Here is a 15,429-nt window from a genome sequence, read left to right as displayed (position 1 = left end):
GAACTCATCCTTTCTCTTTGGCTTTTGCCAGCATGGCGCGGATGTTTGCCACGTTAGCCTGACCCTTGTGCATCCGCTCTTCTGCGGTAATCACTTTGCGCTCCTGTTCCCAGATCAGGTCATCCTGCGGCAGTTCCAGCAGGAAACGACTCGGCTCCGGGCGAACCAGTTCACCGTACTGGCGGCGCTCTTTACACAGCGTAAACGTCAGCTCTTTCTGCGCGCGGGTGATCCCCACGTAGGCCAGACGGCGCTCCTCGTCGACATTGTCTTCATCAATGCTGCTCTGGTGCGGCAACAATCCCTCTTCCATGCCGACCAGATACACATACGGGAACTCCAGCCCTTTTGACGCATGCAGCGTCATCAGCTGAACCTGATCGGCCTCTTCTTCGCTCTCGCCGCGCTCCATCATGTCGCGCAGGGTAAAGCGAGTGACCACCTGCGTCAGGGTCATCGGCTCGTCGATTTCAGAGCCCTCCAGCATTTCGGTCATCCAGCTGAAGAGCTGGTTAACGTTTTTCATGCGCATCTCAGCCGCCTTCGGGCTGGCTGAGGTTTCATACAGCCAGGACTCATAGTCGATGCCGTGAATGAGATCGCGCACTGCCGCCACCGGCTCGCGCTCCGCGAGACGCTGCACTTCGCCAAGCCAGTGGGTGAAGCGGGTTAACGAGTCATACCCGCGTCCGGTTAACGTCTGGCTCAGCCCCATGTCGAAGCTGGCGGTAAACATACTTTTGTTGCGGGTCATCGCCCACTCGCCGAGCTTTTGCAGCGTCGCCGGACCAATCTCGCGTTTAGGCGTATTCACGATGCGCAGAAACGCGCTGTCGTCATCCGGGTTAGTTAGCACCCGCAGATAGGCCAGCAGATCTTTGATTTCTGGCCGTGAGAAGAACGACGTGCCGCCCGAAATTTTGTACGGAATGCGGTTCTGCATCAGCATCTTTTCAAAGACGCGCGACTGGTGATTGCCGCGATAGAGGATCGCGTAATCCTTATATTCGGTTTTGTTGACGAAGTGGTGAGCGATGAGTTCGCCCGTCACGCGCTCCGCTTCATGATCCTCATTGTTGGCGCTGAGCACTTTCAGCTCCGTGCCGTAGCCCAGTTCGGAGAAGAGACGCTTCTCAAACACGTGCGGGTTATTGGCAATCAGGATGTTTGCCGCCTTCAGGATACGCCCGGAGGAGCGGTAGTTCTGCTCCAGCTTAATCACCTGCAGGGCAGGGAAATCTTTGCTCAGCAGCACCAGGTTTTGTGGGCGTGCACCGCGCCAGGAGTAAATTGACTGGTCGTCATCGCCTACCACGGTGAAACGCGCGCGCTGCCCCACCAGCAGCTTCACCAGCTCGTACTGGCTGGTGTTGGTGTCCTGATATTCATCCACCAGCAGGTAGCGGATTTTATTCTGCCAGCGCTCGCGCACCTCTTCATTGCGCTGCAGCAGCAGCGTGGGCAGCAGGATCAGATCGTCAAAGTCCAGCACGTTACACGCTTTCATATGCGCATCGTACAGACCGTAGCAGTGGGCGAAAATCCGATCCCGTTCGCCTTTGGCGATCGCCGCGGCCTGGGCCGGCGTCATCAGATCGTTTTTCCAGTTCGAGATCGTCGAGATCAGCTGCTGCAACAGCACTTTATCATCTTCGATCAGCCCCTCGGTGAGCTCTTTGAGCAGCGCCACCTGATCGGTATCGTCAAAAAGCGAGAAGTTGGACTTCATTCCCAGCGCCGCATACTCGCGTTTGATGATATCCAGCCCCAGCGTGTGGAAGGTGGAGATCATCAGGCCACGCGCTTCTTTACGGCCCAGCGTCTGGCCGACGCGCTCTTTCATCTCGCGCGCCGCTTTATTGGTAAAGGTGACCGCCGCAATGTGTCGCGCCTGATATCCGCAGTTGTGGATCAAATGGGCGATTTTGTTGGTGATCACGCGGGTTTTACCCGAACCGGCCCCTGCCAGCACCAGGCATGGTCCAGTAACGAATTCGACCGCTTGTTGTTGTCCAGGGTTTAAACGCATGGGAGTGTTGCTCAATCTTCGAACGGGGTGTGGATTGTAGCAGAAAGCCGGGCGCAGATTTACCGGCTAATGATAAAGTGGAGAAATCGCGTTTAACCCGTAGAGCAGAACCATGAAAAAGACCGCAGCAGCCCTGCATATTCTGGTAAAAGAAGAGAAACTGGCTCAGGAGATCCTGGTCAAGCTGGAGCGCGGCATCAGCTTTGATCATCTGGCGAAGCGCTACTCTAAATGCCCGTCCGGGCGCAATGGCGGGGATCTCGGCGAGTTTCAACAAGGTGCGATGGTCGGCCCGTTCGATCGGGCGGTCTTTAGCTGCCCGCTTCTGAAGCCCTACGGCCCGGTAAAAACCAAATTTGGCTACCATATCATTAAGGTGCTTTATCGCCGCTGACGCGTGGTATATTGCGCCCCGATTTATTTCAACCTATTCAAGGCACGATCATGGCAAAAACAGCAGCAGCAGTGCACATCCTCGTTAAAGAAGAGAAACTGGCTTTAGATCTTCTGGAGCAGATTAAAAACGGTGCCGACTTCGGCAAGCTGGCGAAGAAGCACTCCATCTGCCCGTCAGGCAAACGCGGCGGCGATCTGGGTGAGTTCCGCCAGGGCCAGATGGTTCCGGCGTTTGATAAAGTGGTGTTCTCCTGCCCGGTGCTGGAGCCAACCGGCCCGCTGCACACGCAGTTCGGCTACCACATTATTAAAGTACTGTATCGGAAATAAACAGCAAGGCCTTCTCTAAGAGAAGGCCTTGAATGTTTCACCCTCTCCCAGTGGGAGAGGGGCGGGGTGAGGGCATCAGCCCGCACCAGGTGTTAACCCGCTACCGCGATACGCTTCATATCGGTCATGTAGCCACGCAGTTTGTGACCCACTTTCTCGATCTGGTGGCTGCGAATCGCTTCGTTCACATCACGCAGCTGCGCGTTATCCACGGCACCTTCCGCAATCGCTTTACCCAGATCGCCCGTCTGCAGAGTGGTCATAAACTCTTTCAGCAGCGGTACGCAGGCGTAAGAGAACAGGTAGTTACCGTATTCTGCGGTATCAGAGATCACCACGTTCATTTCGTACAGACGCTTACGGGCGATGGTATTCGCGATCAGCGGCAGCTCGTGCAGAGATTCGTAGTACGCGGACTCTTCGATGATGCCGGAATCCACCATGGTTTCGAACGCCAGCTCAACGCCTGCTTTCACCATGGCGATCATCAGTACGCCTTTATCGAAGTACTCCTGCTCGCCGATTTTACCTTCGTACTGTGGCGCGGTTTCGAACGCGGTTTTACCGGTCTCTTCACGCCAGGTCAGCAGGTTTTTATCGTCGTTCGCCCAGTCCGCCATCATGCCGGAAGAGAATTCGCCGGAGATGATGTCGTCCATATGTTTCTGGAACAGCGGTGCCATGATGGTTTTCAGCTGTTCAGACAGCGCGTAAGCACGCAGTTTTGCCGGGTTGGACAGACGGTCCATCATCAGCGTAATACCGCCCTGCTTCAGCGCTTCGGTGATGGTTTCCCAGCCGAACTGAATCAGTTTTTCCGCGTAGGCCGGGTCGGTACCTTCTTCCACCAGCTTGTCAAAGCACAGCAGAGAACCGGCCTGCAGCATGCCGCACAGAATGGTCTGCTCACCCATCAGGTCAGATTTCACTTCGGCAACGAAGGAAGATTCCAGCACGCCCGCACGGTGGCCGCCGGTCGCCGCTGCCCACGCTTTGGCAATCGCCATGCCTTCGCCTTTCGGATCGTTTTCCGGGTGAACCGCGATCAGGGTCGGCACGCCGAAGCCACGTTTGTACTCTTCGCGTACTTCCGTACCCGGACATTTCGGCGCCACCATCACCACGGTGATGTCTTTACGGATCTGCTCGCCCACTTCAACGATGTTGAAGCCGTGGGAGTAACCCAGCGCGGCGCCGTCTTTCATCAGCGGCTGTACGGAACGCACAACGTCAGAGTGCTGTTTGTCCGGGGTCAGGTTAACCACCAGATCCGCCTGCGGGATCAGCTCTTCGTAGGTGCCCACTTTGAAGCCGTTTTCGGTCGCTTTGCGCCAGGAAGCACGCTTCTCGGCAATTGCTTCTTTGCGCAGGGCGTAGGAGATATCCAGACCGGAGTCACGCATGTTCAGGCCCTGGTTCAGACCCTGTGCGCCACAGCCGACGATGACCACTTTTTTACCCTGAAGGTAGCTCGCGCCATCGGCAAATTCATCGCGCGCCATGAAGCGGCATTTGCCCAGCTGCGCCAGCTGCTGGCGCAAGTTCAGTGTATTAAAGTAGTTAGCCATGGGTGATACCTCGTGATGTTGTGTGTCTTATTGTTCGGTTCGCGTTTCAGCGAGAATGTACCCACATTACAACAGGAAATTTATTGCGGAAATTGATATATTCACAACGTCATATTGCAATTTTTGCAATGTAAAAAGAGGGAGTGGAATCGGTGGATTTACGCGATCTGAAAATGTTCCTGCACCTGGCGGAAAGCCGCCATTTTGGCCGCAGCGCCCGGGCGATGCACGTTAGCCCCTCCACGCTTTCACGCCAGATCCAGCGCCTTGAGGAGGACCTCGGCCAGCCGCTGTTCGTGCGCGATAACCGCACCGTCACCCTCACGGAAGCGGGTGAAGAACTGCGCATTTTTGCCCAGCAGACGCTGCTACAGTACCAGCAGCTGCGACACTCAATTGACCAGCAGGGGCCGTCGCTTTCCGGCGAGCTGCATATTTTCTGCTCCGTGACCGCCGCCTATAGCCATCTGCCGCCCATCCTTGACCGCTTCCGCGCGGCGCATCCGTCGGTTGAAATTAAGCTCACCACCGGCGACGCCTCCGACGCAATGGAAAAAGTGGTGACGGGCGAAGCGGATCTCGCCATAGCAGGGAAACCCGAAACCCTGCCGGGCGCGGTGGCATTCTCAATGCTGGAGAATCTGGCGGTGGTACTGATTGCCCCGGCGCTGCCCTGCCCGGTGCGTAACCAGGTGTCGGTGGAAAAACCGGACTGGTCGACGGTGCCGTTTATCATGGCCGATCAGGGGCCGGTGCGCCGCCGCATAGAGCTGTGGTTCCGTCGTCAGAAGATCAGCAACCCGTCGATTTACGCCACGGTTAGCGGCCATGAGGCGATGGTGTCGATGGTAGCGCTGGGCTGCGGCGTGGCGCTTCTGCCGGAAGTGGTGCTGGAGAACAGCCCGGAACCGGTGCGCAATCGCGTGATGATTCTGGAGCGCAGCGACGAGAAGACGCCGTTTGAGCTTGGCGTGTGCGCACAAAAAAAGCGGCTGCATGAGCCGCTTATTGATGCGTTCTGGCAGATATTGCCAAACCACTAAAGCCGGGTGGCGCTGCGCTTACCCGGCCTACACGCAGCTCAGCCCTTAGCCTGCCAGGAAGAAGCGGAAGGCCGGGTTATGGGTTTCGTCGTGACACTCATAGCCCAGCTCGTTCAGCCGCGTTTCGAAATCCGGCTCGTGCTCGCCCAGTTCGAACGCCGCCAGCACGCGGCCATAGTCGGTGCCGTGGCTGCGGTAGTGGAACAGAGAGATGTTCCAGTGCGTGCCCAGCGTGTGCAGGAACTTGAGCAACGCGCCCGGCGATTCCGGGAACTCGAAGCTGAACAGACGTTCCCTGAGCGGCTTCGATGGACGCCCGCCGACCATGTAGCGCACGTGCAGCTTCGCCATCTCGTCGTCAGAGAGATCGACCACGCTGTAGCCGCCCTCATGCAGCAGGCTGAGGATCTCTTTGCGCTCCTCCACGCCGCGGCTCAGACGCACGCCGACAAAAATGCAGGCGTCTTTGGCATCGGCAAAACGGTAGTTGAACTCCGTCACCGAACGGCCACCCAGCAGCTGGCAGAACTTCAGGAAGCTGCCCTTCTCTTCAGGAATCGTCACCGCCAGCAGCGCTTCCCGCTGTTCACCCAGCTCGCAGCGCTCGGAAACGTAGCGCAGACCGTGGAAGTTCACGTTCGCTCCAGACAGCACGTGCGCCAGGCGCTCGCCGCGAATGTTGTGCTGCGCGATGTATTTTTTCATCCCCGCCAGCGCCAGCGCGCCTGACGGTTCCGCCACCGCACGCACATCCTCGAACAGATCCTTCATCGCCGCGCAGATGGCGTCGCTATCAACCGTGACGATATCGTCGAGATACTCCTGACACAGGCGGAAGGTTTCATCCCCAATGCGCTTCACCGCCACGCCCTCGGCAAACAGCCCGACGCGCGGCAGGTCTACAGGATGCCCGGCATCCAGCGCCGCTTTCAGGCAGGCAGAGTCTTCCGCTTCAACGGCAATGACTTTGATCTGCGGCATCAGCTGTTTGATCAGCACCGCCACGCCTGCGGCCAGGCCACCGCCGCCTACCGGGACGAAGACGCGGTCGAGATGGGCATCCTGCTGCAGCAGTTCCAGCGCCAGCGTGCCCTGCCCGGCAATCACCATCGGATGATCGAACGGCGGCACCCAGGTAAAGCCCTGCTGCTGCGCCAGCTCGATCGCTTTGGCTTTGGCTTCGTCAAAGTTGGCACCGTGGAGCAGCACCTCGCCGCCGAAACCGCGGACCGCATCGACTTTGATATCTGCGGTAGCAACCGGCATCACGATCAGCGCTTTCAGCCCCAGACGGGCAGACGAGAACGCCACGCCCTGGGCGTGGTTGCCCGCCGACGCGGTAATCACGCCGCGCGCTTTCTGCTCGTCGGTCAGCCCGGCCATCATCGCGTAGGCGCCGCGCAGCTTGAAGCTGTGCACCGGCTGACGGTCTTCGCGCTTGACCAGAATGACGTTGTCGAGGCGCGAAGAGAGTTTTTCCATTTTCTGCAGGGGCGTGACCTGCACGGCTTCATAGACCGGCGCGCGTAGCACCGCTCTCAGGTATTCCGCCCCCTCAGGGGCGGCGGATAAGGGTTGTGACTCGGCCATCATTAGCCCCCAAGTTTAGATTTATCGCGCACCGCGCCTTTATCTGCACTGGTGGCAAGGCTCGCGTAGGCGCGCAGGGCGAAGGAGACTTCACGCTGGCGGTCTTTCGGCGTCCAGGCTTTGTCGCCGCGGGCTTCCTGCGCTTCACGACGGGCCGCAATTTCCTGGTCGCTCAGCTTCAGCTGAATGCCGCGATTCGGAATGTCGATTTCGATCAGGTCGCCGTCTTCGATGATGGCGATGTTGCCGCCGCTTGCCGCTTCCGGGGAAACGTGGCCGATAGAGAGGCCGGAGGTGCCGCCGGAGAAACGCCCGTCGGTGATCAGCGCACACGCTTTACCGAGTCCCATAGATTTCAGGAAGGTGGTTGGGTAGAGCATCTCCTGCATGCCGGGACCGCCTTTCGGCCCTTCGTAGCGAATGACAACCACGTCGCCTTCCACCACTTTGCCGCCGAGGATGGCGTCTACCGCTTCATCCTGGCTTTCGTATACCTTCGCCGGACCGGTGAATTTCAGGATGCTGTCGTCCACGCCTGCGGTTTTCACGATGCAGCCGTTTTCCGCGAAGTTACCGTACAGCACGGCCAGACCGCCGTCTTTGCTGTAGGCATGTTCCAGCGAGCGGATGCAGCCTTCGGCGCGGTCATCGTCCAGAGTGTCCCAGCGGCAATCCTGCGAGAACGCCTGGGTGGTGCGAATCCCTGCAGGGCCGGCGCGGAACATCTTTTTCACCGCGTCGTCTTTGGTCAGCATGACGTCGTACTGGTCCAGCGACTCAGGCAGCGTCAGGCCAAGCACGTTTTTCACGTCACGGTTCAGCAGCCCGGCGCGATCCAGCTCGCCCAAAATGCCCAGCACGCCGCCCGCGCGGTGTACGTCCTCCATATGGTACTTCTGGGTACTCGGCGCGACTTTACACAGCTGCGGGACTTTGCGGGACAGCTTATCGATGTCGCTCATGGTAAAGTCGATTTCGGCTTCCTGCGCGGCGGCCAGCAGGTGCAGAACGGTGTTGGTGGAGCCGCCCATGGCGATATCCAGCGTCATGGCGTTTTCGAACGCGGCTTTGCTGGCGATGTTGCGCGGCAGCGCGCTGGCGTCGTCCTGCTCGTAGTAGCGTTTGGTCAGCTCAACGATGCGCTTACCGGCGTTGAGGAACAACTGCTTACGGTCGGCGTGGGTCGCCAGCAGCGAGCCGTTGCCCGGCTGAGAGAGGCCCAGCGCTTCGGTCAGGCAGTTCATGGAGTTAGCGGTGAACATCCCGGAACAGGAGCCGCAGGTCGGACACGCGGAGCGTTCCACCTGGTCGCTCTGCTCGTCAGAGACTTTCGGGTCCGCGCCCTGGATCATCGCATCGACCAGGTCGAGCTTGATGATTTTGTCGGAGAGCTTGGTTTTCCCCGCTTCCATCGGGCCGCCGGAGACGAAGATCACCGGAATGTTCAGGCGCAGGGAGGCCATCAGCATCCCCGGGGTGATTTTGTCGCAGTTGGAGATGCAGACCATCGCATCGGCGCAGTGGGCGTTAACCATATATTCTACGGAGTCGGCGATCAGCTCGCGCGACGGCAGTGAATAAAGCATGCCCCCGTGCCCCATCGCGATACCGTCATCCACCGCAATGGTGTTGAACTCTTTTGCCACGCCGCCGGAGGCTTCGATTTGCTCGGCAACCAGCTTACCGAGATCGCGCAGGTGCACGTGGCCCGGTACAAACTGGGTGAAGGAGTTCACCACGGCGATAATCGGCTTGCCGAAATCGGCGTCGGTCATTCCGGTGGCGCGCCACAGCGCGCGGGCTCCCGCCATATTACGGCCGTGGGTGGTGGTGGCTGAACGATACTTAGGCATGCTTTATTGACTCCCGTCTGACTATTTAATGGGACGGTGCGTGCCGTCCCAAATTTATGCTTAGTGATTAACCTGATCCAACCAGCCGTATTTATCTTCTGTCTCGCCGGTGAAGAGGCCGAAGAACGCTTGCTGAATACGTTTGGTGACCGGACCGCAGCGGCCTTCGCCCACCTGGATACCGTCCACGCTGCGTACCGGCGTGATTTCAGCCGCCGTACCGGACATAAACACTTCATCGGCCAGATACAGGGATTCGCGGGACAGTACCTGCTCGCGCACTTCGATACCCAGATCTTTCGCCAGCTTGATGATGGCGTCACGGGTGATGCCCGGCAGCGCGGACGAGGTGAACGGCGGCGTGAACAGAATGCCGTCTTTCACTTCAAACAGGTTTTCACCCGCACCTTCTGAGATGTAGCCATTTACGTCGAGGGCGATACCTTCCTGATAGCCGTGGCGGCGCGCTTCGCTACCGACCAACAGAGAAGAGAGGTAGTTACCGCCTGCTTTCGCGGCGGTCGGGATGGTGTTTGGCGCCACGCGGTTCCAGGAAGAGACCATTGCGTCGATCCCCTGCTCCAGGGCTTCTGCACCCAGGTAGGCACCCCATGGGAACGCGGCAATGATCACATCTGTGGTATAGCCGGCTGGCGGGTTCACGCCCATACCGACATCGCCCACAAACACCAGCGGACGAATATAGGCGCTGGTCAGGTTGTTTTTACGGATAACGTCGCGGCAGGCTTCCATCAGCTCATCGACGCTTTGAGAAACCGGGAAACGATAAATTTTGGCTGAGTCATGCAGACGCTGCATGTGTTCGCGATGGCGGAACACCACTGGCCCTTTGTGAGAATCGTAGCAGCGGATGCCTTCAAATACGGAGGTACCGTAGTGCAGCGCGTGGGACATCACGTGGACCTTCGCGTCCTCCCAGCGAACCATCTCACCGTTGAACCAAATGTAATCAGCTTTTTTTGTCGTCATTTTTTCGTCCTGTCACGCTTAAGCGCGGATTTGTTGTGATGTGGTTGTGCTCTGGCAGATGGCAACATGGGCAACGTCTACCAGCTTTGATAACTGACTAAACAGTAAGTCGACCGACCGCGGGCTGGCAACGGTTAATTCGATACTGATATTCCGGGCGTCAGTGGCCGTCTCCATATTCATAGAGCAAATCTGAAAACCACGATGACGCACCACACGCAAAACGCGTTCTAAGGTTTCCGGGTTGAAGCGAGCCTGTACGGCGACCTGATGCTGCATCATGATAATTTCTCCATCATTTGTGAGTTGCTGGCACCAGGCGGTACCAACGGCCAGACGTTCTCGAGTTCGTCGATTGAGACATGAAGCAGGTAAGGCCCATCGCTGTTCAGCATGGTGTCGAGCGCCGCTTCAACCTGATCTTTACGGGTGATGTGCTGACCAGGGATGCCGAAGGCGCTGGCCAGGGTGAGGAAATCGGGGTTATCGGTGAGAGTCGTTTCGCTGTAGCGCTCCTGGAAGAACAGCTGTTGCCACTGGCGAACCATTCCTAAACGCTGGTTGTCGAGCAACACGATCTTCAGCGGCAACTGCTTGCGCTTAACGGTGCCGAGCTCCTGAACGTTCATCATGAAGGAGCCGTCACCGGAGATACAGATAACGGTGTCGTTCGGGCGGGCAACCTGCGCGCCAACGGCTGCCGGCAGACCGAAGCCCATCGTCCCTAACCCGCTGGAGGTGATGAAGTTTTCCGGACGGGTGTAGGTCATGTGCTGCGCGGACCACATTTGGTGCTGGCCTACGTCGGTGGTGACGACGCTGTCAGCCGGTTTACGGTCGGACAACTGCTTCAACAGCAGCGGCGCGTAGATGGCCTCGCCGGGGTGGTCGTAACGCCAGGCGTGCTCGGCGCGCATATCAGCGGTGTGCTGACGCCATGCGTTGATATCCAGCGGCTGCTGCAATGCCGGTAACAGCGCGTTGAGATCGCCCTGCAAGGCGACATGCGCCTGACGCAGCTTGTTCATCTCCGCCGGGTCGATATCCATATGGATGACTTTGGCGTTCGGCGCAAAGGTATTCAGCTTGCCGGTGACGCGGTCGTCAAAACGGGCACCTACGGCGATGAGCAGATCGCACTCCTGCACCGCCAGGTTTGACGCTTTGGTGCCGTGCATCCCCAGCATGCCCAGATAGTAGGGGTAGTCCGCGTCGACTGCACCGAGACCTTTCAGCGTGCAGGTCGCTGGCATCTGCGTTGTTGCGATAAATTCGCGCAGGGCTGGAACGGCCTGCGCCATGCCTACGCCACCGCCGACGTACAGCATCGGCTGTTTCGCCTGGGCCAGCATCTGACGGGCCTCTTCAACTTCCGCTTCCGGAAACGCATCGTCGCTTTCAACGGTAGAGAAGTGCGGTTCCAGATCGCCGAGAGCCACCTGGATATCTTTCGGGATATCAACCAGAACCGGACCGGGACGACCGGAGTTTGCCACGTCGAACGCTTCTGCCATTACGCGCGGCAGCTCTTCCAGAGACTGGACGAGGAAGCTGTGTTTGGTGCAGGCCAGCGATAAACCGAGGACGTCAACTTCCTGGAAAGCATCGGTACCGATGAACGGAGACGCCACCTGCCCGGTGATGGCGACGACGGGAACGGAATCCAGCAGCGCGTCAGCCAGGCCGGTGATCAGGTTCGTTGCGCCCGGGCCTGAAGTCGCCATACACACGCCGGTTTTACCGGTCGCGCGGGCATAACCGATGGCTGCCATCGCTGCGCCCTGCTCGTGTCGGCACAAGAGATGTTCCACGCCGCCGTCATACAGTGCATCGTAAATCGGCATAATTGCGCCACCCGGATAACCGAATACGGTTTCGACTCCCTGCGCGCGCAACGCATGTACTACCCACTGTGCCCCATTCATAGTTAGTTCCCCGTCATAAATCGGGAGAAACAGAATTTTGTGCTAGTCGTCATTCTCTGCTCCTCATTTACGTTTTTTAGTCATAAAAAAACCCCCGGACCTTTCGGTGCGGGGGTCTTAGTTCGTTAAGGCTTGATTTCTAAGCCTTTCCTCGTCCAAGTGCAGCCCCGCACGGTGGGATAATAATCACCACCACGCTAATCACGACCAGGCTAATCACTCGTAGAAGGGCTGTCATTTTCAGTTCTTTTTGCATCTTGTTCGAAGGAATACCTAAAGAGTTATCACAGTTTTTAAATCAAACACAAGATTTATTTATGACGGATTTGATTAGGCCGCGAATCATATTTCTTAAAACCGTTGTTTTATATACGGAAATTAGAAAATGAATATTTTTCATTTTTTTACTGTCGGTCTTAGCGTCAAAACGGGGCTTTTTACATTCTACGAGAAGGCTTCCACGGTTATGCAAGGGTTTCATTGTGTGTTTAAAATCTCTGAACAGGCGGCGTAAATTCGCAAAATGACGCTAAACAGACAAAACAGGCGCTGGCATAGTCACACCAGGAGGTAGTGCAAATGTCACTGTCAGTTGTTTATACGCGTGCGGCTCTCGGGGTAAAGGCACCGCTTATTTCCGTCGAGGTTCATTTGAGCAATGGGCTACCCGGACTCACGCTTGTCGGGTTACCTGAAACGACGGTTAAAGAGGCCAGGGATCGCGTTCGCAGCGCAATAATAAATAGCGGTTATACCTTCCCCGCGAAGAAGATCACTATCAACCTTGCCCCCGCCGATCTGCCTAAAGAGGGGGGACGATACGATTTACCTATCGCAATTGCCCTTCTCGCGGCTTCTGAGCAGCTTAATACGACACGGCTAGGCTCGTATGAGTTCGTTGGCGAACTCGCGCTCACAGGCGCGTTAAGAGGCGTTCCCGGTGCGATATCGGGAGCCCTTGAAGCCATACGAGCAGGGCGGCAAATCATTGTCGCCAATGAAAACGCATCAGAAGTGAGTCTTATCGCCGAGAAGGGGTGTCTCATCGCCGGGCATTTACAGGAAGTTTGTGCCTGGCTGGAAGGGCGGCATGAACTGTCCGAGCCGGAGGAGTGTGATGATGTTATAGCGGATACACCAGAGGATCTCAGCGAGATTATGGGACAGGAGCAAGGGAAACGGGCGCTGGAGATTACGGCGGCAGGTGGACACAATCTTCTGTTAATTGGCCCGCCAGGTACGGGTAAAACCATGCTGGCAAGCAGGTTGAGTGGGTTACTTCCACCGCTCAATAATCATGAAGCGCTGGAAAGTGCCGCCATATATAGCCTTATCAGTTCGACGTCGTTGCAAAAACAGTGGCGCCGCCGTCCTTTTCGTTCGCCGCATCATAGCGCTTCACTGACGGCAATGGTTGGCGGCGGGTCTATCCCCGGGCCGGGTGAGATCTCGCTGGCACACAATGGCATTCTGTTTCTCGATGAGCTGCCTGAGTTTGAGCGCCGCGTGCTGGATGCACTGAGAGAGCCCATTGAATCCGGTGAGATACATATCTCACGCGCACGAGCGAAAATAAGCTATCCCGCGCAGTTTCAGTTAATCGCGGCGATGAATCCCAGCCCGACGGGTCACTACCAGGGCAACCATAACCGCTGTACGCCAGAGCAGACGTTGCGCTATCTGGGTAAGTTATCCGGCCCGTTCCTCGACCGTTTCGATTTATCCCTCGAAATCCCCCTTCCCCCGCCGGGTCTCCTCAGGCAAACGGGCATAACGGGTGAAAGCTCAGCGGAGGTACGCGAACGGGTGATTGCAGCCCAGACGCGGCAGTACGCTCGTCAAAACAGGCTGAATGCCCGGCTGGATAATGCCGGGATCCGGCAGTTTTGTTCTCTTAACGTCGAAGATGCGGGATGGCTGGAGGAGACGTTGACGCGGTTCGGGCTGTCCATACGTGCGTGGCAGCGTTTGCTGAAGGTGGCCAGAACCATTGCTGACGTAGAGGGGTGCAATGACATTGAGAGGAAACATTTGCAGGAGGCGCTGAGCTACCGCGCTATCGATCGTTTGCTGCTGCATTTGCAGAAATTGCTGGCATAAAAAAAGGGGCCGTAGCCCCTTCTCTTCATTTTAGTCATCAGACTCGGTGTAGTCTTCTGCACCTTCCATCTGCGGCTTGCCGCCAGACAACGTATGGAAGCGCTTAGGACGCTTAATGCGCGCCATGTACTTGATCCATACGCGTTCAGCTTCAGACTCCGGCTCACGCTCACCACGGCAAACAGAAACAAACTGTTTTTCGTCTTCGGTTGCAGGTTCACGCTTACCCAGATCCAGCTCGTTAAAGGCATAACCATGGCGCTCAAGCAGTTGAGCTTCTTTGATGGTGAAATCGCCGTGACGAGAGAACCCGCGCGGATAATGTTTATTGTCGAAAAAACGATTAGTCGTCGTAAAGCTTTCCGCCATCCTACACGCTCCTAATTCTTTGGCCGAGCTATTTATGGCGCGGAGTATTAGTTACGCTTGACAGAGTGTAAAACAAAACATTTAAATCATAACGACAAATAATTTTGCGGAGAAAGATGTGGATACGGAATTGCTTAAAACTTTCCTTGAAGTGAGCAGAACACGTCACTTTGGGCGAGCAGCTGAAGCCCTTTACCTGACGCAGTCAGCAGTCAGTTTTCGTATTCGACAGCTGGAAAATCAACTGGGTGTGAATCTTTTTACCCGCCATCGCAACAATATTCGCTTAACGCCTGCCGGTGAGAAACTGCTGCCGTACGCAGAAACGCTCATGAATACCTGGCAGGCGGCACGTAAAGAGGTGGCACATACTTCGAGGCATAATGAGTTCTCGATAGGAGCCAGCGCTTCTCTGTGGGAATGCATGCTAAGTCAGTGGCTTACCCGGCTGTATCATTCACATGGCCACCTGCAATTTGAAGCCAGGATTGCGCAACGGCAGTCGCTGGTTAAGCAACTTCATGAACGCCAGCTTGATCTTCTGATCACAACCGAAGCCCCCAAGATGGACGAATTTAGCAGCCAGATTGTGGGCCAGTTTGGCCTGGCACTTTATGCGTCCGAACCTTCGATGATGAAGGCAGACCTGACCTATTTACGCCTGGAATGGGGACCGGATTTTCAGCAGCACGAGACGGGACTGATTGCACCTGATGATGTTCCGCAGTTAACGACCAGCTCGGCAGAGATCGCCTGTCAGCAGCTGCCCCTGCTGAAAGGTTGTACCTGGTTACCTGTTCGCTGGGCAGACGCTAAAGCAGGGCTGCACACCGTGATGGATTCCACCACGCTTACCAGGCCGCTGTATGCAATTTGGCTGCAAAACAGTGATAAGCAATCACAGATAAAAGATCTGTTAAAAATCAATGTAATGGATTGATGCATCAGCCAGCAGGGATGCTGGCTGAAATTAAGAAGAGAATTATCTGCCGTGTTTCAGGCAAAAAAAATCCTTTGCCGAAGCAAAGGATTCTATATGGCAGGGGCGGAGAGACTCGAACTCGCGACACCCGGTTTTGGAGACCGGTGCTCTACCAACTGAGCTACGCCCCTAAAGTTTTTTGCCATTAAGCCTGCCAACAAGGCAGGCTTAATGTCTTAATAAGTGGCGGAACGGACGGGACTCGAACCCGCGACCCCCTGCGTGACAGGCAGGTATTCTAACCGACTGAACTA

At 56.7% G+C, this 15,429-nt stretch carries 15 protein-coding genes and 1 tRNA gene; 5 read left to right on the top strand and 11 right to left on the bottom strand.

The genetic code is table 11. The features are described 5' to 3' along the window. Nucleotides 1–4 precede the first annotated feature (4 nt). The gene (gene rep, locus QMN93_RS20155; protein WP_023309648.1) at nucleotides 5–2,029 is read right to left on the bottom strand and encodes a DNA helicase Rep; all 2,025 of its coding nucleotides are present in this window, start codon (nucleotides 2,027–2,029) and stop codon (nucleotides 5–7) included. A 112-nt stretch (nucleotides 2,030–2,141) separates the two neighbouring features. On the opposite strand from rep, the gene ppiC (QMN93_RS20150) reads away from it, so the two are divergent. Both ppiC (QMN93_RS20150) and ppiC (QMN93_RS20145) read left to right on the top strand, forming a co-directional pair. After that, complete coding sequence (gene ppiC / locus QMN93_RS20150) at nucleotides 2,142–2,423, top strand: peptidylprolyl isomerase PpiC (protein WP_048979297.1); 282 nt, start codon at nucleotides 2,142–2,144, stop codon at nucleotides 2,421–2,423. 50 nt (nucleotides 2,424–2,473) lie between these two features. Beyond that, nucleotides 2,474–2,755 carry a peptidylprolyl isomerase PpiC gene (gene ppiC / locus QMN93_RS20145; RefSeq protein ID WP_023309650.1) on the top strand — a complete coding sequence of 94 codons (282 nt, stop codon included), beginning with the start codon at nucleotides 2,474–2,476 and terminating at the stop codon, nucleotides 2,753–2,755. A 92-nt stretch (nucleotides 2,756–2,847) separates the two neighbouring features. Here ppiC (QMN93_RS20145) and ilvC read toward each other — a convergent pair whose 3' ends face one another. Continuing rightward, nucleotides 2,848–4,323, bottom strand: coding sequence for a ketol-acid reductoisomerase (gene ilvC, locus QMN93_RS20140; RefSeq protein ID WP_023333828.1), 1,476 nt, complete (start codon nucleotides 4,321–4,323; stop codon nucleotides 2,848–2,850). A gap of 152 nt (nucleotides 4,324–4,475) precedes the next feature. On the opposite strand from ilvC, the gene ilvY reads away from it, so the two are divergent. Next, nucleotides 4,476–5,366, top strand: coding sequence for an HTH-type transcriptional activator IlvY (gene ilvY, locus QMN93_RS20135; protein WP_032641403.1), 891 nt, complete (start codon nucleotides 4,476–4,478; stop codon nucleotides 5,364–5,366). A gap of 45 nt (nucleotides 5,367–5,411) precedes the next feature. On the opposite strand, the gene ilvA is transcribed toward ilvY, so the two are convergent. From ilvA to ilvL, 7 genes are all read right to left on the bottom strand, one after another. Beyond that, nucleotides 5,412–6,956, bottom strand: a complete 1,545-nt coding sequence (ilvA, locus tag QMN93_RS20130) for a threonine ammonia-lyase, biosynthetic (RefSeq protein WP_023315026.1) — start codon at nucleotides 6,954–6,956, stop codon at nucleotides 5,412–5,414. Nucleotides 6,957–6,958: 2 nt separating this feature from the next. Then, nucleotides 6,959–8,809 (bottom strand): dihydroxy-acid dehydratase, encoded by a 1,851-nt coding sequence (ilvD, locus tag QMN93_RS20125; RefSeq protein WP_033146918.1) that lies wholly within the window; start codon nucleotides 8,807–8,809, stop codon nucleotides 6,959–6,961. Nucleotides 8,810–8,869: 60 nt separating this feature from the next. Continuing rightward, complete coding sequence (ilvE, locus tag QMN93_RS20120) at nucleotides 8,870–9,799, bottom strand: branched-chain-amino-acid transaminase (RefSeq protein ID WP_023309654.1); 930 nt, start codon at nucleotides 9,797–9,799, stop codon at nucleotides 8,870–8,872. Between the two features lie 18 nt (nucleotides 9,800–9,817). Continuing rightward, complete coding sequence (ilvM, locus tag QMN93_RS20115; RefSeq protein ID WP_024907956.1) at nucleotides 9,818–10,081, bottom strand: acetolactate synthase 2 small subunit; 264 nt, start codon at nucleotides 10,079–10,081, stop codon at nucleotides 9,818–9,820. Next, entirely contained in the window at nucleotides 10,078–11,724 is a 1,647-nt protein-coding gene (gene ilvG / locus QMN93_RS20110; RefSeq protein WP_323619935.1) for an acetolactate synthase 2 catalytic subunit, read from the bottom strand. The genes ilvM and ilvG overlap by 4 nt, the downstream gene beginning before the upstream one ends. Before the next feature lie 2 nt (nucleotides 11,725–11,726). After that, nucleotides 11,727–11,777 carry a peptide IlvX gene (ilvX, locus tag QMN93_RS20105; RefSeq protein WP_166792073.1) on the bottom strand — a complete coding sequence of 17 codons (51 nt, stop codon included), beginning with the start codon at nucleotides 11,775–11,777 and terminating at the stop codon, nucleotides 11,727–11,729. An 86-nt stretch (nucleotides 11,778–11,863) separates the two neighbouring features. Beyond that, the gene (ilvL, locus tag QMN93_RS20100) at nucleotides 11,864–11,962 is read right to left on the bottom strand and encodes an ilv operon leader peptide (RefSeq protein WP_001311244.1); all 99 of its coding nucleotides are present in this window, start codon (nucleotides 11,960–11,962) and stop codon (nucleotides 11,864–11,866) included. A 341-nt stretch (nucleotides 11,963–12,303) separates the two neighbouring features. On the opposite strand from ilvL, the gene QMN93_RS20095 reads away from it, so the two are divergent. Further along, nucleotides 12,304–13,824: a YifB family Mg chelatase-like AAA ATPase gene (locus QMN93_RS20095; RefSeq protein WP_193140190.1), complete on the top strand. Its 1,521-nt coding sequence runs from the start codon at nucleotides 12,304–12,306 to the stop codon at nucleotides 13,822–13,824. 30 nt (nucleotides 13,825–13,854) lie between these two features. On the opposite strand, the gene QMN93_RS20090 is transcribed toward QMN93_RS20095, so the two are convergent. Next, the gene (locus QMN93_RS20090; RefSeq protein ID WP_023309658.1) at nucleotides 13,855–14,193 is read right to left on the bottom strand and encodes a DUF413 domain-containing protein; all 339 of its coding nucleotides are present in this window, start codon (nucleotides 14,191–14,193) and stop codon (nucleotides 13,855–13,857) included. Nucleotides 14,194–14,311: 118 nt separating this feature from the next. On the opposite strand from QMN93_RS20090, the gene hdfR reads away from it, so the two are divergent. Further along, complete coding sequence (gene hdfR / locus QMN93_RS20085) at nucleotides 14,312–15,133, top strand: HTH-type transcriptional regulator HdfR (protein ID WP_064673099.1); 822 nt, start codon at nucleotides 14,312–14,314, stop codon at nucleotides 15,131–15,133. A gap of 97 nt (nucleotides 15,134–15,230) precedes the next feature. On the opposite strand, the gene QMN93_RS20080 is transcribed toward hdfR, so the two are convergent. After that, a tRNA-Trp gene (locus tag QMN93_RS20080) sits at nucleotides 15,231–15,306 on the bottom strand. Between the last annotated feature and the right edge of the window lie 123 nt (nucleotides 15,307–15,429).

It is taken from the genome of Enterobacter sp. R-1.6.2, assembly GCF_035064085.1.
Taxonomy (GTDB): domain Bacteria; phylum Pseudomonadota; class Gammaproteobacteria; order Enterobacterales; family Enterobacteriaceae; genus Enterobacter; species Enterobacter asburiae_B.
Note: the sequence above shows the minus strand (reverse complement) of the source record. Positions and strands in the feature narration are given on the sequence as shown.

Bases quoted from the DNA above. Each gene is read 5' to 3' on its own strand.
- QMN93_RS20090 (WP_023309658.1), bottom strand. From the start codon at position 14,193: ATGGCGGAAAGCTTTACGACGACTAATCGTTTTTTCGACAATAAACAT.
- ppiC (WP_048979297.1), top strand. From the start codon at position 2,142: ATGAAAAAGACCGCAGCAGCCCTGCATATTCTGGTAAAAGAAGAGAAA.
- ilvC (WP_023333828.1), bottom strand. From the start codon at position 4,323: ATGGCTAACTACTTTAATACACTGAACTTGCGCCAGCAGCTGGCGCAG.
- ilvD (WP_033146918.1), bottom strand. From the start codon at position 8,809: ATGCCTAAGTATCGTTCAGCCACCACCACCCACGGCCGTAATATGGCG.
- ilvG (WP_323619935.1), bottom strand. From the start codon at position 11,724: ATGAATGGGGCACAGTGGGTAGTACATGCGTTGCGCGCGCAGGGAGTC.
- ilvM (WP_024907956.1), bottom strand. From the start codon at position 10,081: ATGATGCAGCATCAGGTCGCCGTACAGGCTCGCTTCAACCCGGAAACC.
- QMN93_RS20095 (WP_193140190.1), top strand. From the start codon at position 12,304: ATGTCACTGTCAGTTGTTTATACGCGTGCGGCTCTCGGGGTAAAGGCA.
- ilvL (WP_001311244.1), bottom strand. From the start codon at position 11,962: ATGACAGCCCTTCTACGAGTGATTAGCCTGGTCGTGATTAGCGTGGTG.
- ilvE (WP_023309654.1), bottom strand. From the start codon at position 9,799: ATGACGACAAAAAAAGCTGATTACATTTGGTTCAACGGTGAGATGGTT.
- rep (WP_023309648.1), bottom strand. From the start codon at position 2,029: ATGCGTTTAAACCCTGGACAACAACAAGCGGTCGAATTCGTTACTGGA.
- ilvA (WP_023315026.1), bottom strand. From the start codon at position 6,956: ATGGCCGAGTCACAACCCTTATCCGCCGCCCCTGAGGGGGCGGAATAC.
- ppiC (WP_023309650.1), top strand. From the start codon at position 2,474: ATGGCAAAAACAGCAGCAGCAGTGCACATCCTCGTTAAAGAAGAGAAA.